The organism is Fulvimarina uroteuthidis (assembly GCF_034321785.1).
Classification (GTDB): Bacteria; Pseudomonadota; Alphaproteobacteria; order Rhizobiales; family Rhizobiaceae; genus Fulvimarina; species Fulvimarina uroteuthidis.
In genome coordinates this window covers 160,068-184,860 of sequence record NZ_JAXLPB010000006.1, presented here as the reverse complement: position 1 = coordinate 184,860, position 24,793 = coordinate 160,068, and the positions used below count along the sequence as shown (strand labels likewise).

Below are 24,793 nucleotides of genomic sequence, written 5' to 3'. Positions count from 1 at the left end.
GCGATCAGACGCTTTTCTCCAGAAACCGCATCACCGCGGCGTTGAATTCTTCTGGCGCGTCGACGTTCGGCACGTGGCCGCCTTCGACGGAAACGATCTCGGTACGACCGAGGCGGCGGGCGATCTCGCCGGCGTGTGAGACGACGAGCGTGGTCTCGTATCGCCCGACGATGACCAGGCACGGCCTGTCGGCGATATCCAGGGCGACCGGATCGGCGGCGACGATCGCGGCGTAGGTTTCGACGATGGCTTCGCGCGACATCGTCGAAAACCCCTCGACGAAGAGATCGCCCGCCGCCTTGCCGACCCACTTCTTGCCGAAGATCAGGCGGGCCATGGCAAGGCCGAGGCGGCCGGTTCGGCGCCGTCCCAGAAGCGTGAAGAACGGCCAGAGGATTCGCTGCGGACCCAGGGTCTCGATCAGGCCGCGCACGAGACCGGTCATCGAAAGCGCCAAGGGCGTATCGGCCAGAACGACGCCCGTGATCCGGTCCGGCGCGCGCGCCACCATTTCCAGCGCCACCATTCCCCCGAGCGAGACGCCGCACACGACGACCTTCGGCAGTGCCAGAGCATCGAGCAGCGCGATCATGTCGTCCGCATGGCGTCCCAACGACAGATCCGCCGCCTCGCCACGGGTGTCGCCGTGGCCGCGCAGATCGGGCGCGATCACCCGGCGGCCGCCTGCAAACGCGTCCGCCTGCGCGCTCCAGACCCGGCGCGACTGAACCGCGCCATGCAGGAGCAGAAGCGGAACGCGCCGGGCAGAAACCCGGTCATGATCCTCGTAGACCATGGACAGGCCGGCGATCGCGATCGACCTCGTCGAAGACTGGCACGGCATGGTCGCTGGCAATTCGATCTCGTCCCGGTCGTTCGTATCGCGCCCGGTTCCCGCGGCGCTTTTCAAGGTTGGTAGACCGGCGCACGCGCAACATCCAGCCATGATCATCGAGGATGCGGACGAACCCTTCGGCAAGACCGTGCACTGAAGGGCAAACGCACCGTTCGCCCGATGCGCGTTCGACGATCGGCCCGGCACGCTGACCTGGCCGCCCGGCCCATGCGGCGAATGGGCGATCGGCATGCCGTTGCGTTTCGAGAATGGCGGATGCCGTCCTGCCAACTTGCCACGACGAACGTCGGTGCGGCGCGACGCTTGCCCATCTCCATCGCGCTGTCGCATAAGCGTCGAGAAAGGCCCTCGTCTTCCTCGAAGAACCGGACGCACGACCCATGACACTCAAAGCGCGCATCATTCCCTGCCTCGACGTGAAGGACGGCCGCGTCGTGAAGGGCGTCAATTTCGAAGGCCTGATCGATGCCGGCGATCCGGTGGAAGCGGCGCGGGCCTACGACGCCGCCGGGGCGGACGAACTCTGCTTTCTCGACATCACCGCTTCGTCCGACGAGCGCGAGACGATCGTCGACGTGGTGCGCCGGACCGCGGAGCAGTGCTTCATGCCGGTCACCGTCGGCGGCGGCGTGCGCACGGTGGACGACGTTCGCAAGCTGCTTCTGGCGGGCGCCGACAAGGTTTCGATCAACACCGCGGCTGTCCTCAGGCCGGAATTCGTCGGCGAAGCGGCGGACAAATTCGGAGACCAGTGCATCGTCGTGGCGATCGACGCCCGCCGCGTGCAGGACGAAGGCACCGGAGGTCGTTGGGAGATCTTCACCCATGGTGGGCGCCGCGAAACCGGCATCGATGCGATCGAATTCGCACGCAAGGTCGTCTCGCTCGGCGCCGGCGAGATCCTCCTCACCTCCATGGACCGGGACGGCACGAAATCCGGTTTCGATCTGGACCTGACGCGCGCGGTCAGCGATGCGGTCGCCGTTCCGGTCATCGCCTCGGGAGGGGTCGGGACCCTCGATCATCTGGTCGACGGCGTCACGAAAGGCGGCGCGGCGGCGGTGCTGGCGGCCTCGATCTTCCACTTCGGAACCTATACGATCGCCGAGGCGAAGGCGCATATGGCCAAAGCCGGGGTTCCCATGCGGCTCGATCCCGCCGATATTCCGCCGAGCGCGGCCTGATTCGCGCAAGACCATCGGATGACAGCTTGATGACGAACTTCACACTCTCCGATCTGGAATCGATCGTCGCGACCCGCGCGGCGGCGTCGCGCGACGAATCCTACACGGCGAGGCTCAAGGAGAAGGGCGTCGCCCACGTCGCCAAGAAGCTCGGCGAGGAATCGGTCGAAACGATCATCGCTCTCGTCTCGGAAGACGAGGAACGGGTCATCTCCGAGAGCGCGGACATGCTGTACCATCTTCTCGTCGCCCTGCACCTCAAGAACATTCCGGTCGCAAGCGTCCTGACCGAACTCGCACGGCGAACATCGATGACCGGCCTTGCCGAGAAGGCGTCGCGCACGCCGCAGGCGTCAGGCGGTCGACAAGAGGACTGATGAACCAGCTCGCGCCGACGCCGTTCTCGCCCTATCGGATCTTCTCGGCCAATGCCTGGGCGAAGTTCCGCGCCGATACGCCCCTGACCCTGACGGCCGAGGAACTGGAACGCATTCGTTCCATGAACGACCCGGTCGATCTCGACGAGGTCAAGCGGATCTATCTGTCGCTGTCACGGCTCCTGTCGGCCCATGTGGAAGCCTCCCAGCTTCTCTTCGAGCAGCGGCAGAAATTCCTGTCCGGGCAGGGATCGACGCAGAAGACGCCGTTCCTGATCGGCATTGCGGGCTCGGTCGCCGTCGGAAAATCGACGACCGCCCGCCTTTTGCAACTGCTTCTGGGGCGCTGGCCGTCCTCCCCGAAAGTCGCGCTCATCACGACCGACGGATTTCTCTATCCGAACGCGGTTCTCGAGGCCAAGGGCCTGATGCGGCGCAAGGGCTTTCCGGAAAGCTACGACGTCAACGCGATCCTGCGCTTTCTGTCCGACGTGAAGGCCGGAGCGCCGCGGGTTACCGCTCCGGTCTATTCGCATTTCTACTACGACGTGACGCCCGGCAAGCGCGAGACCATCGACCGGCCCGACATCCTGATCTTCGAAGGCCTGAACGTGCTTCAGGTGCAGAAGATGCCGCCCGACGGGATGGCGGTGCCCTTCGTGTCCGATTTCTTCGATTATTCGATCTATGTCGATGCCGAGGAGACCGACATCCATCGCTGGTATATCGACCGGTTCATGGAACTGCGGACGACGGCCTTCCAGCAGGAAGAATCGTTCTTCCATCGCTACGCCAAGATCGCCGATGCCGAGGCGCGACAGATCGCGGAGGATCTCTGGGCGAACATCAATGCCGTCAACCTGCACGAGAATATCCTGCCGACGCGGCCACGGGCGGACCTGATCCTGAAAAAGGGTCCCAACCATCTGACCGAGCAGGTCGCGCTTCGCAAACTCTGACCGGAGCGACGGATCGCTCTCGCACATCGCCTCGCAAGGGGTCCCCATGCCGGGCTGGTGGCGGGCGCGGCGCCCGGCCCTCCTTGCGACCGCGATCACGATTGCCCGAAGGCCGCGCCGTGAGCGGACGACGAGCACCGGCCCGGCCGCACCGCCCGAACCGTTTCATGACATTGCCGTCCGGTCGCAAGCGCATTTCCGTCTTTTTGCGCCTGACGACATTCTTCGGCGTCTTTCGCCACCGGGAGTCGGATACGAAAAACGGCTCGCTCATCGCTGCACGCCCGCCGAACGAAAACGCCGTGTCCCCCGAGGGACACGGCGCTTGACGATCGATCGGATGTGCCGAGCGCCTAGGCGACGAGCATTGCGAGCGGCAGAACGGCGAGAACCTTGGACAGATCGAGGCGTTCGCCCGAAAACTGCGCGCCGGTCACCGCATCGGTAAAGCTCTTGCCCGAAAGCTCCTGCGGCAGTTTCAGGCTCGTTCCGGCCCAGCGCTGGCTGGCGATGGCGAGATGATCCTGTCCGTCAAGCAGCGACAAGGCCATGCGCGGCGCGATCGTGATCGCCGCATTGCCGTCCTCGTCGATGCGGGCGAAAGCGACGACCCACGCCGCGGCCGGCCCTTCGACCTGAAGCGCCTCGTAACGTCCATTGGAGAACAGGGTTGGCCTGGCCATCCGCATCGCGAGGCCGGCGGCCGTGATCCGTGCCTTCAATCGCCCGCTGCGCCAATCCTCGAGCAGTGCCGCCGGCTCATCGTCCGCTTCGAGCGCGGCGATCCGGGCGCCGAAATCGACTTCGCGGCGATTGTCCGGATCGACCAGAGAGAAATCGTAGAATTCCGTCCCCTGATAGATGTCTGGAATGCCGGGCGCGGTCAGCTTGATGGCCGTCTGGGAGAGGCTGTTGAGAGCGCCGGCGACGACGAAGGGCTGGACGCTGTCCCAGAACTCCGCGATCAGCTCCTGTTCCGGATCGACCATGGCTTCGACGAACGCCTTGAGGGTCCGCTCGTACTTCTCGGCCGGAGCGGTCCAGCTCGTATGCAGCTTCGCCTCGCGAACGGCTTTTTCCGCAAATGCCGTCAGACGTTCGGCGATCTCCGCGCAATGATCCGCGTCGGCAGGATCGAAATCGGTCGGCAGGACGCCGAGCAGCGACTGGTAGAGCCCCCATTCGGTCGCCGGATCAGGCGCGAACAGGCCCGGTTCGATGTCCTTGCGCCACTCGGTCATGATCGCCGAAAAGCCCGAGACCAGCGAGCGCCAGCGACCGGGGGCTTCGGACAGGGTATAGATGCGCGCCCGGGCATCCTCGCCGCGCTTGGTGTCGTGGGTGGTCGTGGCCATCAGCCCGCGTGGCTGATCCTGCGTGCGGATGCGCATCGCTTCGTGGAACGTTTCGGTATCGCCGCCATACTGGTCGGGTTCGCCCCCGACCTCGTTCAGCGCGATCAATCGGTTGTAGCGATAGAAAACGGTATCCTCGACCGCCTTCGCCATCACCGCGCCTGTCGTCTGCTGGAACCTGCGGGTGAAATTGAGGGCACCGGCAACGTCCGCCCCATCCTCGAAATCGAGCTTCAGAAGCCTGCCGATGAACTGGATCGGCTCGTCGGCCTCCACCTCGCGGCGGCTCATGGCCAGATCGACCGCCTCGTCGATGATGGCGATATCGCGATTCGGAACACCGTCGACCGAGCCATAGGTGCGATAGACCGGCAAGGCGGCCGCCACCTCGACGATCGAGCGCGCGAGCGTATCGCGGCCAAGGTCCCGCGTCGCAAGTCCCCGGGAGGCGACGTCGAGTGCGAGGCCCGTCAGGACCGAAAGCTCGCCGGCGAGATTGCGCGCGAAGATCGACCGCTTTTCGGACAGGATCATCGATCGAAGGTTTTCGGTGCGGCCGAGGAACGTCTGGTAGGCGTCGTTCATCCCGTCCTCGCGGGAGCTGTCGACGTAGAGACCGGACAAGGCGGTGATGAACTCGTAACCCGTCGTCCCGTCGATCGCCCAGGACGAGCGCAACCGCTCCTCGCCGGTCAGGATCTTCTCGACATGGACGCTCGGATTGCGCCGCACCGATCGGAACGCCTCGGTGAGGTCCTCCAGATAGGCCTTCGGATCGGCCAGCCCGTCGACATGATCGATCCGAATGCCGTCGATCCGCCGCTCGCGCGCCAGTCGGATGATCATCTGGTGGCTCTCGCTGAAGACCCGGCGCATTTCCTGGCGAACGCCGATCAGGTCGGCGATCTCGAAGAATCGGCGATAGGTCAGGCGCTCGCGGGCCGTCCGCCACCAGGCCAGCCGCCATGCCTGCGCCTCGTGCAGGGCATGCAGCGCCTGACGGTCCGAATTGATGGCGTCGATCGCGGCATCGAGAGCCGCCCGGAAATGATCCTCCTCGAGATGCTCGCTCAGCCGCTCGCGCAGTTCGTCAGCTTCCGGCGGGGTCGAAACCGAAAAACGGCGCACCAGCCGGTCGCGCTCCTCGTGTTCGATGAGACCGAAGACGTGGCCGTAGGTGCGCGGATCGATCGGCAGGCCATAACCCGCGGCGTCGAAGCGCAGCGATGGTGTCGCCTCGTCGAGGACGACCGTCAGGTTGCCGGCTTCGAGCGCATCGCCGTAAGGCTTGCCGAGGACGGGAACGAGGATGCGTCTGGCTTCCCAGGCGATGTCGAACGTGTAGGCGTAGCGGCTTTCCTCGCCCCATCGCAGAACGTCTTCCCACCAGTGATTGCGGGGGGAAACGCCCATATGGTTCGGAACGAAATCAAGGATCAGGCCGATATTGCTCGACGAAAGGGCGTTCGACATTTCGGTAAAACCGGAAATGCCGCCGAGCTCCTCCTCGAGCGAATTATAGTCGGTGACGTCGTATCCGTGCGTCGAGCCTTCGGAGGCCGCGAAGATGGGCGACGCATAAAGGTGACTGATTCCGAGCTTCTTCCAGTAGCCCGCGAGATCGCGGGCGGTGGAGAAGTCCGTGCCTTCGCGGAACTGGAGGCGGTATGTCGCGACGAGCGGTGCGCTCATGAATGATTTGGCCTTTCTTCGCGCATTGCTCGTGCAAGGCTCTGAAAGCGCTCGTGATCATCGAGATCCTCGAGCGCCACGTCCTGCCGGATGCGCCAGTTTGGATACTGGTCGGTCGTGCCTGGAAGATTGGGCTGGTGGGTCGCGCCCAGCATGTCCTCCAGCTGTACGGTGAACAGAAGGGACGGCGTGCGTGCCACGAACCGGTGGATCGCCTCGCTCAGAACCTGGTTCAATTCGTTGGAAAGCGGCGCGTCGCCGTTCAGCATGCTTTCGTAGTCGTGGGGGATCAGGCCGACAAGGCGCAACGCCACGAGAAGATCGATCCGCTCTTCCTGCCGGCCCTTGAAATCTCGCTCGCTGGCCGCCGCGTCCTGCGTCCCCGCCTCCTCCCGCAGCTTGATGTCGGTGCCCTGCCACCAGCCCGCCAGCGGCGCCAGATCATGGGTCGAGATGCAGGCAAGCGCCATGCGGGGATAGTGCGAGGGCAAGATGAAGGCTTCGTGACGCCGCTCGAAGTAAAGAACCCGATAGGAGAGGATGTTCGCCTCCTCCATCGTTTCGCGAAAGCCGTCCGGTACCGTGCCGAGATCTTCCCCGATCACCAGACAATGGTTCGCGTTCGAGGTATCGGCGACCGCGTCGATCATCTCTCCGAGCGGATAGCGGACATAGCCGCCTTCCGACGAGGGCATTCCCTCGGGAATCCACCACAGCCGCGCAAGGCCCATCGCATGATCGATCCGCACCGCGCCGGCGTGCAGCGTCAACTGGCCGAACGCGTTGCGCAGCGGCCTGTAGTCCCGTTCGGCCAGAGCCTTGGGCGATAACGGGGCGAGGCCCCAATCCTGGCCTGAGGAATTGAACATGTCGGGCGGCGAGCCGACGCGGGCCGAACCGACCGTGAGTTCGGGATCGGCCCAGGTCTCGGCGCCGTCCGGAGTGACGCCCACGGCCAGGTCGAGATAGAGGCCGATCGCCATGCCTTCGGACTTCGCCCGTGCCTGTACGCCGGCGATCTGCTCGTCGGCCTCGAATTGCAGCCATTTGTGAAACAGCACGTCCTCGGCATGGTCGCGGTCGAAGGCAGCGACCGCATCGCTCGACCTATCCTGCAGGTCGAGCGGCCAGTTGTGCCAGCCGGCATGGCCGCCTTGCGCGACTTCGGCCATCGAGATCGCTTCGAAAAGCGCGAAGTCGTGCAGCGTGCGGCCGCCGGTCGAGACGAACCGTTCGAAGGCCTGCGTGGCGACGATCTCATCTCTTCGCCTGTCGAAGACGTCGCGCAGGAGACGGCCCTTCAGCCGGCACACGGCAGGATAGTCGACAAGTTCGCCGTCGAGCCCGTCGAAAAGATCCGGCGCGGCGCGCCGCAGATCGTCGATGACATCCTGTCCCCCCTCGATCCGGTCGATCGCGAGGTAGAGCGGGTTGTTGAAACGCCGCGTCGACGGCGAATAGGGGGAGAACCGTCCGCCATCGGCCATGAAGAGGGCGTGCAGGGGATTGACCCCGACGAAGGAGGCGCCGCGCTGCGCTGCCATCACGGCGAAGCGCGCCAGATCCTCGAAGTCTCCGATTCCGAGATTGCGCGCCGATCGCAGGCCGTAAAGCTGGCACGCAATGCCCCAGCGGCGGTGCTCGGAGACGATCGGCGGAAGCGCGCAGATTTTTTCGGGCGTCTGGGTGGCCTTGGCGAAATGTCCGGCCTCACCCTTGTCCGGATCGACGGACAGAACCTTCAGCAGCGCGCGTTTCGCATCGTCCGAAATCTCCTTTCGCTCGCCCATCTCGGACTTGAAAACGGTCTGGATGCCGTGACTTTCGGCAAGATCGTCCAGGGATTGGCTCAAGATGCAACTCCGGAAATCAGGAACTGGTCGGACAGGCGGAAGACGACCGAAGACGCCGGCAGCGTCCCTGTCGCGAGCATTTCGTCCGCATCGGACGGATAGGAATGAACGAGTTCGCCGGAGGTGAGGTCCGCCTTGGTCAGGGCGTTCGGCATCGGCCAGGGATCGTCGCTGAGATTGGCGAACAGGTGAAGGACCTTGCCGTCCTGAAGCGTCCACGCCACGGCAAAGGCGAGCGTTTCGGGCGAGGTGTAGTAGGAGCCGCTCCGCTTGGGAATATGCTTGAGCAACGGCACGATCTTCTCATGCCGGATCTTCAGAAGTCGTTTCACCTGTTCCAGCCGCACGCGGCGGTTCGGACGCTCCAGGACGGACCAGTCGAGCTTTGAGGCCGCGAAGGTCGTCGGGGAGTTCGGGTCGGGGATCAGTTCGCGGGTGTCGGCCGCATGGAATGCCGTGAACTTTGCGAATTCGGCGCGCCGTCCCTCGCGCACCGCATCGCCGAGTTCGCCGTGGAAATCGGTGAAGAAACAGAAGGGATGGGTCTCTCCCCACTCTTCGCCCATGAACAGCAGCGGGATCTGGGGCGACAGAAGAAGGATCGCCTGCGCACATTCCACGATGCGCCGCGAAGCCAGGTCCGTCAGCCGTTCGCCGAACGCGCGGTTGCCTATCTGGTCGTGATTCTGGATGAAGTTGACGAAGGCCGTCGGCGGGAGTTCGTCGGACGCATGGCCGATCTTCTTGTCGCGCACCGGGGAGAAGTCGTCCTGGTAGACGAAGCCGGTCGCCAGCGACTTGGCAAGCTGCGAGACGCTCTTGCGCGTATAGTCGGCGTAATAGGCCTCCTTCTCGTGGGTCGCCAGAACGTGGATCGTATGGTGGAAATCGTCGTTCCATTCGCCCGAGATCAGCTTCGGCTGACCGTTGTCGCCGCGTTCGATATGCCAGACGATGTTCCGGTCGTCCTCGCTCGTCAAATGGACATGGCGGCCGGGGAACGTCTTGCGCACGGCGCGTGCGAGTTCCTCGACGAGCGGCGTTTCGGTGGTGTCCTTGATCGAGTCGATCGCGTCGAGCCGCAATCCGTCGAAGCGGAATTCCCCTAGCCAGTAGAGCGCGTTCTCGATCATGAACTGTCGAACGGGTTCTTCGTCATAGGCGATCGCCGGCCCCCAGGGCGTGCTGATCTCCTCGTGGAAGAATTCGGGCGCATAGGCGCCGATATAGTTCCCGTCCGGTCCGAAATGATTGTAGACGACGTCGAGAAACACGCTGAGACCGCGCGAGTGCGCCGCGTCTATCAACCGCTTCAGACCTTCGTCACCGCCATAGGCCTCGTGCGCGCAGTAGAGCAGCACGCCGTCATAGCCCCAGCCCCGCCGACCCATGAACTGAGCGACGGGCAGGATCTCGATCGTCGTCACGCCGACCGATTTGAGGAAATCGAGCTTGCCCTCGATGCCGGCGAACGTGCCATCATCCGAAAACGTCCCGGTGTGCAATTCGTAGAAGACGGTCTCTTCCCAAGGCCGGCCGTTCCATTCCGGCGTCGTCCACCGATAGGATTTCGGATCGGTCAGGATCGAAAGCGAATGGACGTCACCGAACTGCCTTCGCGAGGCCGGATCCGGCACCACCATGCCATTGTCGAGGCGAAATCCGTAGGCACCGCCGACGCCGACCCTGCCTGTCGACAGGCGCCACCAGCCGGCATCGTCCTTCTCCATGGGAAGGAAGTCGACGGGCTTGCCGCCGGCATCTCCGATCGCGAGCTCGAGCGACGGGGCGGAGGGCGCCCAGAGCCGGAATTCCGCGCCCTCGCCGGTCAGTTTCGGTCCCCATGCGGTATCGAAGGTAAATCCGTCATTCATGGCAGTCATCGGTCTACGCATGCCCTTCTCGGCCCGGCGTTTCGGCGCGGACGAGCCTTGTCGATGTTGCAATCCGGCGGCATCGCAACGGACGCCCCCGCCTGTCGAAGTAAGTGAACACATGGCGAACGAGTTCCAGTCCGAAGCTGGATGATTTTTATCGCGCCTCGGCGATGCATGCTGTTGACGGCCGCGCGCCGAATGCCCTGACGACCGCACGCGGCGCTGGCGGGGACAGGTCCGGCCAGGGTGGGCCGGACGCACGCCAGCCGGGAAGCGCCCGACATCGCCATGCGGTCGCCAGCCTTAAGCTCCCGCATCGTCGGGCCGATCACGCCTCTCCGCTCGGACACCACCGATGTCATCGTAAGGCGTCGGACGATCCGGCGATCCCGGGATCCACGTCCCTGAGCGACGCGACGGCCTAGCCGGCCTGGCCGGCACGCCTCCTGACGAGATCGTGCATGAAGCCGAGCTTGGCGACAACGGCAGGCGAAAGGACGAACGGGTAGAGATCGTTGTGTCCCATGGCGCGATTGAATGAGTTCAGGGAAGCCGACAGCGGAAACCAGGCATCGGTCAGTTGCTCGATGCTTGTCTCCCGCGCATAGGGATCGAAGTCGATCCGGGTCGTCAGGAGCCCCTGGTCGGCGACCCGCGGGTCGACGACGACGCCGAAACTGTGGCCGACTTCCAACGTATCGACGATGTGGAGATAGTGCGCCCAGGTCTCGGCGAAATCCTCCCAGGCATGGGCGCCGGCATAGGACGAGACATATTCGTCCTGCCAGTTCGGTTTCGGCCCGTTCTCGTAATGACGCTTCAGCGCTTCGCCGTAATCCTCGGTGTCGTCGCCGAATACGGCGCGGCAGGCCTCGAGGGCGCCGGGATTGCCGTCGCGAACGATGCGATCCCAGTACCAGTGGCCGACTTCATGCCGAAAATGCCCGAGCAGCGTGCGGTAGGGCTCGCCCATGGATTCGCGCCGCTTCACGCGCTCCGCATCGTCGGCTTCGGCCAGCGCGATGGTGATCAGACCGAGATCGTGGCCGGTCATCACGTTCCCCTTGACGCTGTCGTCCTCGGCAAGGAAGTCGAAACCGAGGCCCTCTTCGTGCTCGTCGCGGGTGACGAGAGGCAGCCCGAGACGTTCGATCGCATAGAACAGGCGGCGCTTGGCGATTTCCATCTGGCCCCAGAGGCGGACGTTTTCCGGGTTGGAGGTGTCCGGCACGGTGACATTGTGCGCGCAGGCCTTGCAATATTTGTTCGGGCTTTCGCCATCGACCAACCAGTTGCAGACGCCATACTGGTAATTGTCGCAATATTTCCAGCTCTTACCCGCACCGTTGGTGCCGGCCGCCTTCCATATCCCGTGATCGGGATCGAGCGAGATCATCTCGTCGGAATTGGCGGCGTAGCCGAGCGAATGGCCGCATTTCTCGCAGACGACGTTTTCGAAGAAAACGACCTGATTACAGGATGGGCAGGAAAACAGTTTCATTCTCAGGTCCTTGGGACACGGTGGGGGAGCACGTCCGAGCGCGTTTAACTGCAAGATAGGCTTCATCGTTCCCGATGGCATCGCGTCGTGCCGACAGATTGTGCGGTTTCGCGGAAAAGCCATGCGGACCTGCCCCTTGTCGCGATGCACGAAAGGTTTAACCTTCGGCTGGACGACCGCCCGCACGATCAGAAAGTTGCCATGTCAATTCTCGCAAGCCTTCGCCACCTCACCCACTACAAATATGACCGACCGGTGATCGTTGGCCCGCAGGTGATCCGCTTGCGTCCCGCGCCCCATTCGCGCACGCGGGTTCCGTCCTATTCGCTTCGGGTTTCGCCGGCAGAGCATTTCGTCAACTGGCACCAGGACCCGTTCGGCAACTTCCTGGCGCGTTTCGTCTTTCCGGAGCCGGTGACCGAGTTCAAGATCGAGGTCGATCTGCTCGCGGACATGACCGTCTACAATCCGTTCGACTTCTTCATCGAAGAAGAAGCGGAATCCTTTCCCTTCACCTATTCGGAGGAGGTGAAGAAGGAACTCGAATCCTACCTCGATCCCGAGCCGGCCGGCGAGACGTTCCAGGCGTTTCTCGACGAGATCGATCTGACGCCCGGACAGCGCACGATCGACTTCCTCGTCGGTCTCAATCACAAGATCGAGCAGCGCGTCGACTATCTCGTGCGGATGGAGCCCGGCGTGCAGACGCCCGACGAGACGCTGACGAAGAATTCCGGCTCCTGCCGCGACTCGTCCTGGCTTCTCGTCAACACGCTGCGCCATCTCGGCATCGCCGCACGCTTCGTGTCGGGCTACCTGATCCAGCTGAAGCCGGACGTCGTCGCGCTCGAAGGTCCCGCCGGAACCGACAAGGACTTCACCGATCTGCACGCATGGGGCGAGGTCTTCATTCCGGGCGCGGGCTGGATCGGTCTCGACCCGACGTCCGGGCTTCTGACCGGCGAGAGCCATATTCCCCTGGCGGCGACGCCGCACTATCGCTCCGCCGCGCCGATCTCCGGCCTCGTCGGATTTGCCGAAGTCGAGTTCGATTTCGACATGACGGTGGGACGCATCGCCGAGCGGCCGCGCGTGACCTATCCGTTCTCCGACGAGAGCTGGCACGCGCTCGACGATCTCGGCAAGGCGGTCGACGCGGAGCTTCAGGCGAACGATGTGCGCCTCACCATGGGTGGCGAGCCGACATTCGTTTCGATCGACGATTTCGAAGGCGGCGAGTGGAATTCCGATGCGACCGGACCGATGAAGCGCGGCCTTGCCGACGATCTCATCCGGCGCCTGCGCGACCGGTTCGCGCCCGGCGGCTTCCTGCACTACGGACAGGGCAAATGGTATCCCGGCGAGACCCTGCCGCGCTGGACGTTTTCGCTCTACTGGCGCAAGGACGGGGTTCCGATCTGGCAGGATTCAAAGCTCGTCGCGCGCGAGAAGACCGACGCTGAAGTCGGGCCCGAGGAATCCGAGGCGTTCACCAAGGCGGTGGCGAAGGCGTTGACCATCGACACCGAAAACGTGATGCCGGCCTTCGAGGACGCATCCTTCTGGATCGCGCGCGAGCAGGGCCTGCCGGACAATGTCGAGCCGACCGATTCCAAGCTCGAGGACCGCGAGGAGCGCGCGCGCCTTGCCAAGGTCTTCGAGCATGGCCTGTCCAAGCCGACGGGCCATGTCCTTCCCGTCCAGGCGTGGCAGACGCGGTCGAGCAAGGTGCGCTGGATGTCGGAGCGCTGGAAGACGCGGCGCAAGCATCTGTTTTTGACGCCGGGCGACTCCGCGCTCGGCTATCGTCTCCCCCTCGCCTCGTTGCCTCACCTGTCGTCCGCGGACTATCCCTACAGCCACCCGGCCGATCCGACCCAGCCCTTTCCCCCGCTTTCGCCTCAGAACCGCGGACAGCGCGGGCGCACGGAACGGCAGACCCACAACCCGGATTCCGACACAGCCGATACGGTCGGCCAGTCCCGGCGCGCAGTGCCCCCCCTGCCGCCGCTGAGCGCCCGGCCGGACGGATCGAGCGCACCTTCTGGAACGACGTTCACGGCCGTTGCGCCCGAGAACGCCGAGATCCAGAGCTTCGTGCGCACCGCGCTCTCGGTCGAGCCGCGCGACGGCAAGCTGTGCGTGTTCATGCCGCCGCTCGAGCTGATGGAGGCCTATCTCGATCTTCTCGGTGCCATCGAGGACGCGGCACGCGACCTCGACTATCCGGTGCAGATCGAGGGCTACGCCCCTCCGCACGATCCAAGGGTCAATGTCATCCGCGTCGCGCCCGATCCGGGCGTCATCGAGGTGAACGTCCATCCGGCAAAGGACTGGGAAGAAGCCCAGGCGATCACGCAGGGCGTCTACGAGGATGCGCGCCAGTCGCGCCTGGGCACCGACAAGTTCATGGTGGACGGCAAGCATGCCGGCACGGGCGGCGGCAACCATGTAGTGGTCGGCGGCGCGACTCCGCTCGATTCGCCTTTCCTGCGCCGCCCGGACCTCCTGAAATCGCTCGTTCTGTTCTGGCAGCGCCATCCCTCCCTGTCCTATCTGTTCTCGGGTCTGTTCATCGGTCCGACGAGCCAGGCGCCGCGCATCGACGAAGGCCGCCACGACCAGCTCTACGAGCTGGAAATCGCCATGGCGCAGGTGACGCAGGATGCGTCCTCGACGCCGCCCTGGCTCGTCGATCGGCTGTTCCGCAACCTGCTCATCGACGTGACCGGCAATACGCACAGGGCCGAGATCTGCATCGACAAGCTCTATTCGCCGGATGGCCCGACGGGCCGTCTCGGCCTCGTCGAGTTCCGCGGTTTCGAAATGCCACCCGAACCGCGCATGTCGCTCGCCCAGCAGCTTCTGATCCGCGCATTGATCGCAAAGTTCTGGAAGGAGCCGCAGCAAGGCAAGTTCGTGCGCTGGGGCACCAATCTTCACGACCGGTTCATGCTTCCCGAATTCGTCTGGCAGGATTTCACGGACGTGCTCGCCGATCTCACCCGCTCGGGCTATCCGATGCGGCCGGAATGGTTCGAGGCGCAGGCCGAGTTCCGGTTCCCCTTCTGCGGCAAGATCGAGCGCGAGGGCATCGAACTGGAACTGCGCCAGGCGCTCGAGCCGTGGCACGTGATGGGCGAGACCGGCGCGATCGGCGGAACCGTGCGCTTCGTCGATTCCTCGGTCGAGCGGCTGCAGGTGAAGCTGTCGAACTTCGACAAGGCGCGCCACATCGTGACGTGCAACGGGCGCGAGGTGCCGATGACCCCGACCGGCACCGGCATGGCGGCCGTCGCGGGCGTCCGGTTCAAGGCGTGGCAGCCACCCTCCGGCCTGCATCCGACGATCCCGGTGCACGCGCCGCTCAGATTCGATATCTACGATCGCTGGTCGAGGCGTTCGCTCGGCGGCTGCGTCTATCATGTGGCGCATCCCGGCGGTCGCAACTACGATACGTTCCCGATCAACTCCTATGAAGCCGAGGCCCGACGCCTGGCCCGCTTCGAACCGTTCGGCCACACGGCGGGTCACTACGAACCGGTCCGCGAGACCGCCGATCCGTCCTTCCCGATGACGCTCGATCTGAGGCGTCCGGCAGGCTTGTCGGTCATCTAGGGCGAATTCGTCCTGTCCGCCGCGTGCCAGGCCGGCTCCGGGGGTTCGACCTGTTCGCGCGTTCCCGCCGTCGGCGCGGGGACAGGGCGAACGAGCTGCCGAGACCCGGTGCGGCCACAGGTCCTTGCCATCGGATGCGCGAACGCCGTCCGGGCAAGGCGCCCGTTCGGTCGCCGCAGGCGATCGAACGCGACGATCCGGGATCGCGGCGGCGCTGATTCAAAGCAGGCCGAGCGCCTGACAGTTGGAAAACGCGACGAACCGGTCACTGCCGGAATGGGCCGCCTCCCGCAGCACGGTCGTGCCCTCGGCCGGATCGGTTTCGGTGCGGAAGATACCGCTGCGTTTCGCCCCGCCATCCGATCGATAGGCGTTGTAGAAGCCGCAGCTGACCAGCGTTCCGTCCACTCGCCGCCCGGTGTCCATGCCCAGAATGGTCATGCGCCAATTCGGACCGAACCCCGCGAGAACCGCGCGACGAACCGACCCGTCCTGTTCGATCGTCAGATCGGCGGGAACTGTCTTCTCGAACCGTTCGCCGCCGGTGCTCGTCATCGCATCGACGACGTCGGCCATTTTGGGAAACGGGTTCGTTGGCATCGTCATCGACCCGAAGCCCTGCGGCCCGGCGCATCCCGACAGAAGCCCCGAGAGCATGAGTGTTCCGACAATTCTCTCGATCACGGTCAATCCCATCCGTTCTGGTCTGTTCGAGCTTGCGGACCGTTCTCTTCTAACCCGAACCCGGTCTCCTCGGTAACCCTCCACTGCGCGTTAAAATTGCGCCCGGCGCCCGGCATCGCAGTCCGGCGCGGAAAACCGGCGCGGGTCCGACGAGGCGGCCCTATGCGCGATATCTGTCCCAGGCGCTCAGGCGCTGGACAACCGGCTTCGTCGTCGAACGGTAGATCGTCTCGCGCAGGAACGAAAGCTCCTCGTCGAAGGCGTCGTCCTCGACCTCGATCCACCAGCTTTTCGGGTTGCCGTCCGTTCCATCGTTCCAGACATAGCCGCGTGCCTTGAGACAGTCCTTGGTCTCGAACGGGCTGCCCCGCGCATAGATCCGCAAGCGCTCCTTGCCGCAGGACCGGAGGAGTTGCACGAACGGCGCGGCGGCATTCGTCGCCGATGGCGCGGCCATCACTTCGAGCAGCGCGTGACAGTCGTCGATGGCGCGATGCCCGGTGTGAAACAGCCCACACTGGGCAATCAGATAGACGAGCTTGCTGCCTTCGAACCCGAGCGCCTGCCAATCCACTTCCGCGACCGAGCACGCCCAGGCTTTCTCCTTGAACGCGTCGTGCAAGCGTTCGCAGAACGGGCGGTCGAACCGAGCATTGTGCGCAATGACGAGATCGGCGGGTGCGACGAAGGCGGAAACGGCGTCCGGATCGATGCTCCGCCCCTCGACCATCGCATCCGTGATCCCGGTCAGGCCCGTGATCTCAAGGCTGATCGGCACCGACGGCTGCCGCATTTGCGAAAACACCCCGATCACGTCCCCGATGCCGTTCTCGTCGTAGGTGAAGGCCACCATGCCGAGTTCGATGATCTCGTCGCTCCGGTGATCGAGACCGGTGGTCTCGGTATCGAGAATAAGACCGATTCTGCCCGTCGCCCCGCCCTCCCCGGTGCCGACCACCGGTCGCGGCACGAGTTGCCGGAGAATCCGGTAGCGGCCGCTCGCCTCCAGCCGCCGCGCCATGTCCTCCTCGTCGAGAACGGTCGACCGAGCATCGACCGTCGCCGGCGGCACCGGCGCCTTGCCCGGCCGCCCGATCCCGCCACCCGGACCGGCGGACGGATCGAACAGGTCGGCCTGCCAAGCGCCGTTCGGATCCTGTCGCTTCCGCATGCCTGCCATGGATGATCTGCCATTTCTGCATCTGTCGCTCGTATCGAGCCCCATCCATGCCGTTGGGGCGGTCGAGCCGCAAGGGCTCGGCTCGGCTTCTCCCCCGCCGGCGTCCGAAGGACCCTGGACGCGGCGCCGCTCAGCGGCGGAACAGGCAGGTCAGCTGGCCTTCGATGGTGCGAACGAGAACGGGAAGGCCGAACGCGTCCGAGATCACCGCCTCGGTGATAACGTTCTCGGTCGCGCCCTCGCAGGCGATCCGCCCGTTCCGCATGACGACGATACGGTCGGCATAGGCGGCGGCGAAATTGATGTCGTGGAGAACGACGACGATGGTCTTGCCGAGATCGTCGGCGGCGCGCCGCATCAGGCGCATGATCTCGGCCGCATGGCGCATGTCGAGACTGTTCAGCGGTTCGTCGAGAAGAATCGTGTCGGTATCCTGGCTCAGCACCATGGCGATAAAGGCGCGCTGGCGTTGCCCGCCGGACAGTTCGTCGAGAAACCTCTCCGACAGCTCGCCGAGCCCAAGGAAGTCGATGGCGTCCCCGACCTTTCGACGATCGTCGGGCGTCATCCGGCCGCGCGAATGGGGAAAACGCCCGAAGCCGACGAGATCGCGCACGGTCAGGCGCGAGACGAGGGTGTTGTCCTGCCGCAGGATCGCCAACCGTTTCGCGAGGTCCTCGCCGCGCACGCGCGCCACGTCGAGGCCCGACACCAGCGCGGTGCCGCTGTCGATCGGCAGGAGGCGCGCCAGCATCGACAGGAGGGTGGACTTGCCGGCCCCGTTCGGACCGATGATCGCGGTAAGTCCGGAGCCGGGAAGCGAGAGGCTCACCCCGTCCACCACAAGTGTGCGGCCATAATGCTTGGACAGGTTGCGGGCTTCGATCATGCGGCGCCTTTCTTCAGCAGCAAAGCCAGGAAGACGATGCCGCCGACGAACTCCACGACGATACCGAGCGCGGTATCGAAGTGGAACACGTGTTCGAGGATGGTCTGGCCGGCCAGGAGGGCGATCATGGCGAGAAGGCTCGCCGCGGCAAGCGTCGTCGCATGGCGGCGGGAGCCGACAAGCGTTCGCGCCAGACTCGCGACGATAAGGCCGAAGAAAGCGACCGGGCCGACGAGCGCGGTCGAAACCGCGACGAAGCAGGCAACCAGCGCAAGAACGACGAGGACCGTCCGGCGATGGTCGATGCCGAGCGAGATCGCGATGTCGCGGCCGAGGGCGAGGACGTCGAGAACCCTGACGAGGCGAGCGACCGAAAGGGTCGCCGCCAGGATCAGTATGGTGGAGATTCCCAGCAGCGTCGGATCGACGCCGTTGAAGCTTGCGAACATCCTGTCCTGCACGACGATGAAATCGTTCGGATCGATCAGCCGCAGCATCAGGCCGGACACGCTTCGGAACAGGACGCCGAGCACGACACCGATGAGAAGCAGGCGATGCATGCCGCGCATGCCCGTCGCGAGGAGCGTTCCGTAGAGAAGGCAGGCGAACCCCATGAGCGTGATCGTCTCCGCCGAAAACAGGAGCAGCGGATCGATCGCCACGGTGAAGGCCGCGCCGGCCGAAAAGACGAGGACGGTCTGGATCAGACCGTACAGCGCGTCGAAGCCCATGATCGAGGGCGTCAGGATACGGTTGGCCGAGATCGTCTGGAAAAGGACGGTCGAGACCGCGATCGCATGGCCGACGAGGACCATGGCGAGAAGCTTGGTCGCGCGAAACGGCAGGACGAACGACCAGGACCCCCTCGCCCCCACGGTCATGAAGAAAGCCGCGCTGACGAGAACGAGCGCAACGAGGACGAGGAATGTCGGGCGATGCTCCGCGAACGGACGGCTCCGCGCCGCGTCCGATCCGCTTTCGGCGCGCCACACCGTTCGGTGGCCGAGACCGGCGGGCGAAGACGCATCAGCCACGCGCCGTCCTCCCGGAAAACAGCAGCGAGAGGAAGACCAGCGAGCCGATCAGGCCCATGGTCGTGCCCACCGGGATTTCGTATGGGGCGCGCACGATGCGCCCGACAATGTCGCAGGCAAGCACCAGCGCCGCGCCCGACAGGGCGACATAGGGAACCGTCCGCCGCCCATTGTCGCCGGCGAGGATCGAGACGAGATTGGGCACGACGAGCCCGACGAAGGGAATGGCCCCCACCGACACGATCGTGACCGCCGAGACCAGCGAGACCAGCACAAGGCCGAGGAACACGGTCTGGCCGTAGGAAAGGCCGAGCCCGATCGCCACGTCTCGTCCCATGCCGGCAATCGTGAAGCGGTCGGCCGCGAGAACGGCGAAGCCGGTCAGAGCGAACGCGATCCACAGGAGTTCGTAGCGTCCGGCGAGAACCATGGAAAAATCGCCGGTCATCCAGGCACCGAGCGACTGCATCAGATCGTAGCGATAGGCCAGAAAGCTCGTGCCCGCGCCGATGATGCCGGACAGGATCAGGCCGACGAGCGGCACGATCAGTCCGGTTCGAAGGCGAAGCCGCGCGAGAATCGCCATGAAAAGCACGCCGCCCGCAAGGCCGAACCCGGCGGCGACAAGCATTTTTGCGAAAACCGGCATGGCGGGTGCGAGCAGCGTGACGGTCAACATGCCGAACGCGGCCGATTCCGTGACGCCGACCGTCGAGGGCTCGACGAACCGGTTCGAACTCAGCATCTGCATGATCAGGCCGGAGACGGCGAGACCGGCGCCGGAAAGAAGGGTCGCGAGCGTCCGGGGCAGCCGGCTGACGAACAACAGTTTGAGATCGTCCGCGGAAAGGCGCCCCGAAACGATCGTGGCCGCGGAAAGATCGCCCGCCCCGACGAGAAGGCTGATCAGGACCAGACAGCCGAGGCCGAAGCCGGACGCGAGAAGGGCCGATCGATGAGTCACGTGAAGGCTTTCAGGAAAAGCTCCGGCAAGGCACCAGCCCCGCCGGACGATCTGCGGACATCGGGAAAACTCAGGACGAGCCCTTCCGCAGGGCTTCGCGGATCTGGTCGACGCTTTTCTGCATCGACTGCAGGCCGGAGCCCGCCAGATACCAGTTGGCGGCATCGAGATAGACGACGCGGCCGTTCGTCCAGGCCTTGGTGCCGCGCACCAGTTCGTTGTCGAGGAGCGCGGCGGCCGACCCCCTTCCGATGGCGGCGTCGCGATCGATCACGAAGAGCCAGTCGGGGTCGGTCTTCGCGATATATTCGTGCGAGACCGCTTCGCCGTGATTGCCCGTGTCGAGGCCCGGATCGGCCGCTTCGATGCCGAACCCGGTATGCAGCACGCCGAACCGTGAACCCGGCCCGAACGCGCTGATGCGGTTTCCGGTGGTCAGCACGATCAGGCCCTTGCCCGCCCCTTCGGCCTCTTCATTGAGGGCGGTGATCGACGCCTGAAGCGTTTCGATCGCCTCGTTCGCAGCATCCGCCTTGCCGAAGATCGTGCCGAGCGCCCGGATACGGTCCATCGCGCTTTCCAGATAGTTCGCCGGATCGACCGACATGTCGATGGTCGTTGCAATGTCCGAAAGCGCCTCGGTCTGGCTGCGCGACCGTCCGCCCGTGATGACGAGATCGGGCGCGAGCGCGTTGACGGCTTCGAAATCAGGTTCGAACAGCGTTCCGACCTTGGCCGTCCCGTCTTCGGCATAGTCGGCGAGATGGGCCGGATAGGGCGCGGCCGGTACGCCGTCGATCGCAACGCCGAGGCCATCCAGCGTGTCGATCGTGGCAAGATCGTAGACGACGACCGTCTCCGGGGATTGGGGAACCGTCCTTTCGCCCTGGTCGGTCGCGATGCTGACGGTCGCATCCTTGTCCTGCGCATGGGTCGGCAGGGCCATTGCCGCCGTCATCGCAAGGCTTGCGGTAAGCGCAAGCACGTTCGTAAGGCCTCGGAAGCGGCGGGCGGCGACATTCTTTGACGAGCTCATGGCGAACCTTCCTGGTACGGCGCGATCGCGCGCAAGACCGCCACCGACTGCATGAACATGACAATACTTGTCAACAATAAAGCGGTGATGGAGCCTCGCGCATGGATGAAACCCGACGCGGTTTTGCTGAGCCTGCACTGTTTAGAATCGTTCGAAACTTAATTTGAATGGTTTCCAAAAAGGAAGACGCACAGCGAACACGGTCCGACAAGCCAGCATATCGGCCAGCGACGGCATCTTAACTTGACTCGAGTGATCCTGTTTTTGTAAGGCAATCCCACGCCGAGCGAAAGTTGCCCATGTCGACCAGCCGCAAACCGATCCAGTGCGTCCACGCTCGAGGATGCGTACGACCCGACGCCGCTTGGCTGGCACGGTCGGCCTCGACGACGGGCGTTCTTCGGCGCGGCAACGAACCTGCCCGGCGCGAAAGAAGGGCGCGGCGATGAATTGCGAACATGCCGGAGCGCAGGTTCGCCATCTCTTCCGTGAGCTGTGTGACGAGGCAGGTGCCGAATGTCGCGAGAGCTTCGGGCAAATCCTGCGGCGATCGGACGATATCGGCGCGCACGGCCACCCGCTGCGCGACCATCTGCGTCCGGTTCGCCTGACGCGCACCTGCCTCGCGCTGCGCACGAACGGCGCGCCCTCGAACAAGATCGCCAGGGCGCAGATCCACCGGATGCTGTCGCGGTCGATCGTTTCGCTCGTCGCGACCGCCTGGCTCGTCGACGAGCGACTTCCCGTGGGCGCGGCCGATGACGCGATCAGGCTGTGCGACCCCGAGCTTGCGACCGGCATGCCGACGGCGGGTCTGCGAACCGTGGACCGCGGAACGGTCGAGGAGTTCGGCACGATGATCGGCGCGATCGCCCGCCGTCTCGAATGCGTCGGCGACAGGCGCGCCACCGTCGCACCGACGATTCAAGCGAGCAACATCGCCATCGGCATGCTGTCCCCCTGGTTCGGGCTTCGCCGTCACGGCGCCGCACCCGAACGCGTCGCCGACGGCATGAAGCGGTTCCTGGAGATCGCCGCCCCCGACTTCGTCTCCGCGATCGACTGGCCCACTGCGGGACCGGACGGCACTGCGGACATCGTCGCGGAGCGCGCGCCCGCGCGGCCGGTCCGCGCCACCTGCTGCCTCAAATATGCCTGTGCGTCGAAGCGGTTCTGCGGAACATGCCCGCTTCGCAGGATCGATGCGGCCGGCAGCGCTACCTGAAGCTTGCAGGACCGTCGGAGCGCGTCCAGCTGTCCCGACCGCACCGGACCGTGCGCAACGAAGGCCGGCAACCCTTGCTTCACCGCACCGCCGACCATGCCGGGCGCCCCGCCTCGGGACACCCGGTCGATCATCGGACCGCCGGACCGCAGGGCCCTCTAGAACGAAGCCTTGAGACTGGCCCAGAAGCGCCGTCCCTCGACGACGGTGTTGTACTCGTCCGGGGTCACCTCCTCGTCGAAGAGATTGTAGACGGCGGCGTTGACCGTCACGTTCTGCGAGATTTCGTAGGTCGTCCCGATATCGGCGGTGAAGTAGTCGGGATATTTGCGCGCGACGATCTTACCGTCCCCATCATAGACCGGCTTGCCCGACGAGCCGATGCGCAGGCCCGCATTGGTTTCCTCGCCATGGTAGAAACCGGCGGCATAGACGGAGAGACCCTCGACCGGAGTGAACCAGTCCGCCCGGGCATTGGCCTGGTGTTTGGGGGTGCGGGCCAGCGCAAAGCCGGCATAGTCTCCGGTCTTCTGCTCGCTCTCGGTATAGGTATAGTTCGCGATCAGGCTCAGACTGTCCATGGGATCCCAACCCGCGGTCAGTTCGACGCCGCGGATGCGGGCGGCATCCACATTGTAGAAGGTGAACAGCGTATAGTTCGGATCTTCGCTCCAGCGAACGAACTTGCCGTTGGCGTCGTAGACGCGGTCCGACTGGATCTTGTCCTCAAACTCGGTCCAGAACGCCGTCGCCCCCAGCCGCACGCCGTCATAGCTGTCGAAGAGAGCTGCGACTTCGTAATTGGTCGAGGTTTCGGGCTGGAGATCCTGATTGGCGAGGATGACCCCGCACGGGCTCTGCCGCGCCGGCAGCGCCGACGCCGGACCGTAGAAGCAGCCGCCGCCCCCCGTCGTATAGGCGTAGCCATCGGCGATCTGGCGGATTTCCGGCGCCTTATAGCCCGTCGAGACGCCGCCCTTGAACGTCCAGTTGTCGAGCGGGCGCCAAACGCCGTAGAAGCGCGGCGACCAGTTTTCGTCGTAGATCTCGTGATGGTTGAAGCGGACGCCGCCGGTGAGCGCGAACGTGTCCGTCATCTGCCATTCGTTCTCGGCGAACAGCGAGAACTGGTCGACGGAAAATTTCTCGTCCTGCCCCGTGCGCCGGCCGGGATTCTGGTCGGTCAATTCGTTGCCGATGAACTGGCCGCCCATCGTCAGCGTCTGGCCGCCCATGAACGCGAACGGCTTGACGATCTTGGCGTCGGCGACGGTGCTTGCGATCTCCGGCTCGCGGTCGTCCCGCAGATAACCGCCGACATTGTCGCCCCTCTCGCTCTCGCGCCGGCCGACCTCGTGCTGCACCGACGCGCTCGCCGAGCCCCAGGAATAGTCGCCCTCATAGGTTACCCGGGCGTGCTCGCGCTCGTAGGTGCGGCGAAGGTCGCTGGCGCGTGCCGAATATTCGATCGTCCGACCGACCGTCGTCTCCGTCTCGACCGATGTGACGCCACCTTCGAGGATGAGGGAATGGATGGCGTTCGGGGACCAGGACAGGCGCGCCGACACGTCGCCGGTCTCGTCCGCGCCCGTTCCGGACACCAGTTCGTCCTCCTCTCGCGCAAGGCCCCGGCCCCAGACCTGAAGCCCGAGACTATCGGTGACGAGCGGCGTGCCGGCATAGAAGCTTGCCTGGCCGGAATGTCCGTATCGCTCGTCGAACTGCGCCGTGCCTTCGAGTGTGACCGAGCCGCTGAGACGTTCGGGAACCCTGCGCGTGATGATGTTGATGACGCCACCGACGGCCTCCGACCCGTAGAGCGTCGAGGCGGGTCCCCGCAGCACTTCGATGCGCTCGATCGCCTCGAGCGGCGGAATGAAGTTCTGCTCGTAGCCGGACGAGCCGTTCGGTCGCGACTCGCGCGTGTTCTGGCGCACGCCATCGACGAGAATCAGCGTGTAGGCACCCGGCAGGCCGCGAATGTAGATATCCTCCTCGTTCGCATTGCCGGTGACGGAAACGCCCTGGACGGCGCGAAGCGCGTCCGTCAGGTCCCGGAACTGGCCGGTCTCGAGCTGTTCGCGCGGGATCACCGAGATCGAGGCCGGCGCATCGGCGACGTTCTGTTCGAAGCCGGACGCGGTCACGACCACCTGGCCGAGCGCGATCGCACCGGGAGCCGCAGCCTCGAGGCGTTCGGCGGCCGGTTCGTCGGCGCCGTCCGCCGCAGCACCGGCCGTCGCATCCCCGAACAGTGAAAGATCGACGATGTCCCCCTCCTGTGCGACTGCCGGCGAAAGCGTCAGGGCGAGCGCCGAGACGGTGAGCGCCAGAACGGCGCCCGGCCGGCGGCGGGACGTGTCGGGTCGAAACGGGAACGGCATGGGAAACTCCAGAATGATGGCCACCGTCTTGAAATGCGGAACCTTGCGCGAACCTCTTGAATATGACAAAAAGAATCAACTTATTGATCGCTCGTCCGGCAGGTCGGCATCCGGAGTGTTGCAGA

17 protein-coding genes are annotated in these 24,793 nt (G+C 64.8%); 5 read left to right on the top strand and 12 right to left on the bottom strand.

The features are described 5' to 3' along the window. Positions 1 to 4 precede the first annotated feature (4 nt). A complete protein-coding gene (locus U0C82_RS16980) occupies positions 5 to 910 on the bottom strand; it encodes an alpha/beta fold hydrolase (RefSeq protein WP_322188790.1) in 906 nt (301 codons plus the stop codon). A gap of 326 nt (positions 911 to 1,236) precedes the next feature. Here U0C82_RS16980 and hisF point away from each other — a divergent pair, with 326 nt between their 5' ends. The 3 genes from hisF to coaA are packed head-to-tail and all read left to right on the top strand — an operon-like array spanning position 1,237 to position 3,376. Continuing rightward, positions 1,237 to 2,040, top strand: a complete 804-nt coding sequence (gene hisF, locus U0C82_RS16975; protein ID WP_322188788.1) for an imidazole glycerol phosphate synthase subunit HisF — start codon at positions 1,237 to 1,239, stop codon at positions 2,038 to 2,040. 29 nt (positions 2,041 to 2,069) lie between these two features. Further along, positions 2,070 to 2,417: a phosphoribosyl-ATP diphosphatase gene (locus tag U0C82_RS16970; protein WP_322188786.1), complete on the top strand. Its 348-nt coding sequence runs from the start codon at positions 2,070 to 2,072 to the stop codon at positions 2,415 to 2,417. After that, complete coding sequence (gene coaA / locus U0C82_RS16965) at positions 2,417 to 3,376, top strand: type I pantothenate kinase (RefSeq protein ID WP_322188784.1); 960 nt, start codon at positions 2,417 to 2,419, stop codon at positions 3,374 to 3,376. Before U0C82_RS16970 ends, coaA begins: the two co-directional genes overlap by 1 nt. A gap of 353 nt (positions 3,377 to 3,729) precedes the next feature. On the opposite strand, the gene treY is transcribed toward coaA, so the two are convergent. The 4 genes from treY to U0C82_RS16945 all read right to left on the bottom strand — a co-directional run bounded on the left by treY (position 3,730) and on the right by U0C82_RS16945 (position 11,654). Beyond that, the gene (treY, locus tag U0C82_RS16960) at positions 3,730 to 6,423 is read right to left on the bottom strand and encodes a malto-oligosyltrehalose synthase (protein ID WP_322188782.1); all 2,694 of its coding nucleotides are present in this window, start codon (positions 6,421 to 6,423) and stop codon (positions 3,730 to 3,732) included. Beyond that, the gene (gene malQ / locus U0C82_RS16955) at positions 6,420 to 8,276 is read right to left on the bottom strand and encodes a 4-alpha-glucanotransferase (protein ID WP_322188780.1); all 1,857 of its coding nucleotides are present in this window, start codon (positions 8,274 to 8,276) and stop codon (positions 6,420 to 6,422) included. The genes treY and malQ overlap by 4 nt, the downstream gene beginning before the upstream one ends. Next, positions 8,273 to 10,150 (bottom strand): malto-oligosyltrehalose trehalohydrolase, encoded by a 1,878-nt coding sequence (gene treZ, locus U0C82_RS16950; RefSeq protein ID WP_322188779.1) that lies wholly within the window; start codon positions 10,148 to 10,150, stop codon positions 8,273 to 8,275. Before treZ ends, malQ begins: the two co-directional genes overlap by 4 nt. Positions 10,151 to 10,574: 424 nt before the next feature. Then, on the bottom strand, positions 10,575 to 11,654 hold the full coding sequence (locus U0C82_RS16945; protein WP_322188777.1) for a zinc-binding metallopeptidase family protein: 1,080 nt from the start codon (positions 11,652 to 11,654) through the stop codon (positions 10,575 to 10,577). A gap of 201 nt (positions 11,655 to 11,855) precedes the next feature. Here U0C82_RS16945 and U0C82_RS16940 point away from each other — a divergent pair, with 201 nt between their 5' ends. After that, on the top strand, positions 11,856 to 15,272 hold the full coding sequence (locus U0C82_RS16940; protein ID WP_322188775.1) for a transglutaminase family protein: 3,417 nt from the start codon (positions 11,856 to 11,858) through the stop codon (positions 15,270 to 15,272). Between the two features lie 219 nt (positions 15,273 to 15,491). Here the strand turns inward: U0C82_RS16940 and U0C82_RS16935 are convergent, their stop codons facing one another. The 6 genes from U0C82_RS16935 to U0C82_RS16910 all read right to left on the bottom strand — a co-directional run bounded on the left by U0C82_RS16935 (position 15,492) and on the right by U0C82_RS16910 (position 20,981). Beyond that, positions 15,492 to 15,956 carry a hypothetical protein gene (locus U0C82_RS16935; RefSeq protein WP_322188773.1) on the bottom strand — a complete coding sequence of 155 codons (465 nt, stop codon included), beginning with the start codon at positions 15,954 to 15,956 and terminating at the stop codon, positions 15,492 to 15,494. Between the two features lie 160 nt (positions 15,957 to 16,116). After that, positions 16,117 to 17,136: a 3'-5' exonuclease gene (locus U0C82_RS16930; protein WP_322188771.1), complete on the bottom strand. Its 1,020-nt coding sequence runs from the start codon at positions 17,134 to 17,136 to the stop codon at positions 16,117 to 16,119. 130 nt (positions 17,137 to 17,266) lie between these two features. Continuing rightward, positions 17,267 to 18,025: an iron ABC transporter ATP-binding protein gene (locus U0C82_RS16925; protein WP_322188769.1), complete on the bottom strand. Its 759-nt coding sequence runs from the start codon at positions 18,023 to 18,025 to the stop codon at positions 17,267 to 17,269. Then, the gene (locus U0C82_RS16920) at positions 18,022 to 19,017 is read right to left on the bottom strand and encodes an iron chelate uptake ABC transporter family permease subunit (protein ID WP_416186710.1); all 996 of its coding nucleotides are present in this window, start codon (positions 19,015 to 19,017) and stop codon (positions 18,022 to 18,024) included. The genes U0C82_RS16925 and U0C82_RS16920 overlap by 4 nt, the downstream gene beginning before the upstream one ends. 34 nt (positions 19,018 to 19,051) lie before the next feature. Continuing rightward, complete coding sequence (locus tag U0C82_RS16915; protein ID WP_322188766.1) at positions 19,052 to 20,023, bottom strand: ABC transporter permease; 972 nt, start codon at positions 20,021 to 20,023, stop codon at positions 19,052 to 19,054. A gap of 70 nt (positions 20,024 to 20,093) precedes the next feature. After that, entirely contained in the window at positions 20,094 to 20,981 is an 888-nt protein-coding gene (locus U0C82_RS16910) for a siderophore ABC transporter substrate-binding protein (protein WP_416186709.1), read from the bottom strand. 523 nt (positions 20,982 to 21,504) lie between these two features. Here U0C82_RS16910 and U0C82_RS16905 point away from each other — a divergent pair. Then, positions 21,505 to 22,284, top strand: coding sequence for a (2Fe-2S)-binding protein (locus U0C82_RS16905; RefSeq protein ID WP_322188763.1), 780 nt, complete (start codon positions 21,505 to 21,507; stop codon positions 22,282 to 22,284). A 158-nt stretch (positions 22,285 to 22,442) separates the two neighbouring features. Here U0C82_RS16905 and U0C82_RS16900 read toward each other — a convergent pair whose 3' ends face one another. Then, positions 22,443 to 24,737: a TonB-dependent receptor domain-containing protein gene (locus U0C82_RS16900; RefSeq protein WP_322188762.1), complete on the bottom strand. Its 2,295-nt coding sequence runs from the start codon at positions 24,735 to 24,737 to the stop codon at positions 22,443 to 22,445. Positions 24,738 to 24,793 lie beyond the last annotated feature (56 nt).

What these genes read in the sequence shown, in the direction of transcription:
- treY (WP_322188782.1), bottom strand. Translation starts at nt 6,423, where the DNA reads ATGAGCGCACCGCTCGTCGCGACATACCGCCTCCAGTTCCGCGAAGGC.
- U0C82_RS16910 (WP_416186709.1), bottom strand. Translation starts at nt 20,981, where the DNA reads ATGACGGCGGCAATGGCCCTGCCGACCCATGCGCAGGACAAGGATGCG.
- U0C82_RS16925 (WP_322188769.1), bottom strand. Translation starts at nt 18,025, where the DNA reads ATGATCGAAGCCCGCAACCTGTCCAAGCATTATGGCCGCACACTTGTG.
- hisF (WP_322188788.1), top strand. Translation starts at nt 1,237, where the DNA reads ATGACACTCAAAGCGCGCATCATTCCCTGCCTCGACGTGAAGGACGGC.
- U0C82_RS16905 (WP_322188763.1), top strand. Translation starts at nt 21,505, where the DNA reads ATGAATTGCGAACATGCCGGAGCGCAGGTTCGCCATCTCTTCCGTGAG.
- treZ (WP_322188779.1), bottom strand. Translation starts at nt 10,150, where the DNA reads ATGAATGACGGATTTACCTTCGATACCGCATGGGGACCGAAACTGACC.
- U0C82_RS16930 (WP_322188771.1), bottom strand. Translation starts at nt 17,136, where the DNA reads ATGGCAGGCATGCGGAAGCGACAGGATCCGAACGGCGCTTGGCAGGCC.
- U0C82_RS16970 (WP_322188786.1), top strand. Translation starts at nt 2,070, where the DNA reads ATGACGAACTTCACACTCTCCGATCTGGAATCGATCGTCGCGACCCGC.
- U0C82_RS16945 (WP_322188777.1), bottom strand. Translation starts at nt 11,654, where the DNA reads ATGAAACTGTTTTCCTGCCCATCCTGTAATCAGGTCGTTTTCTTCGAA.
- coaA (WP_322188784.1), top strand. Translation starts at nt 2,417, where the DNA reads ATGAACCAGCTCGCGCCGACGCCGTTCTCGCCCTATCGGATCTTCTCG.
- U0C82_RS16940 (WP_322188775.1), top strand. Translation starts at nt 11,856, where the DNA reads ATGTCAATTCTCGCAAGCCTTCGCCACCTCACCCACTACAAATATGAC.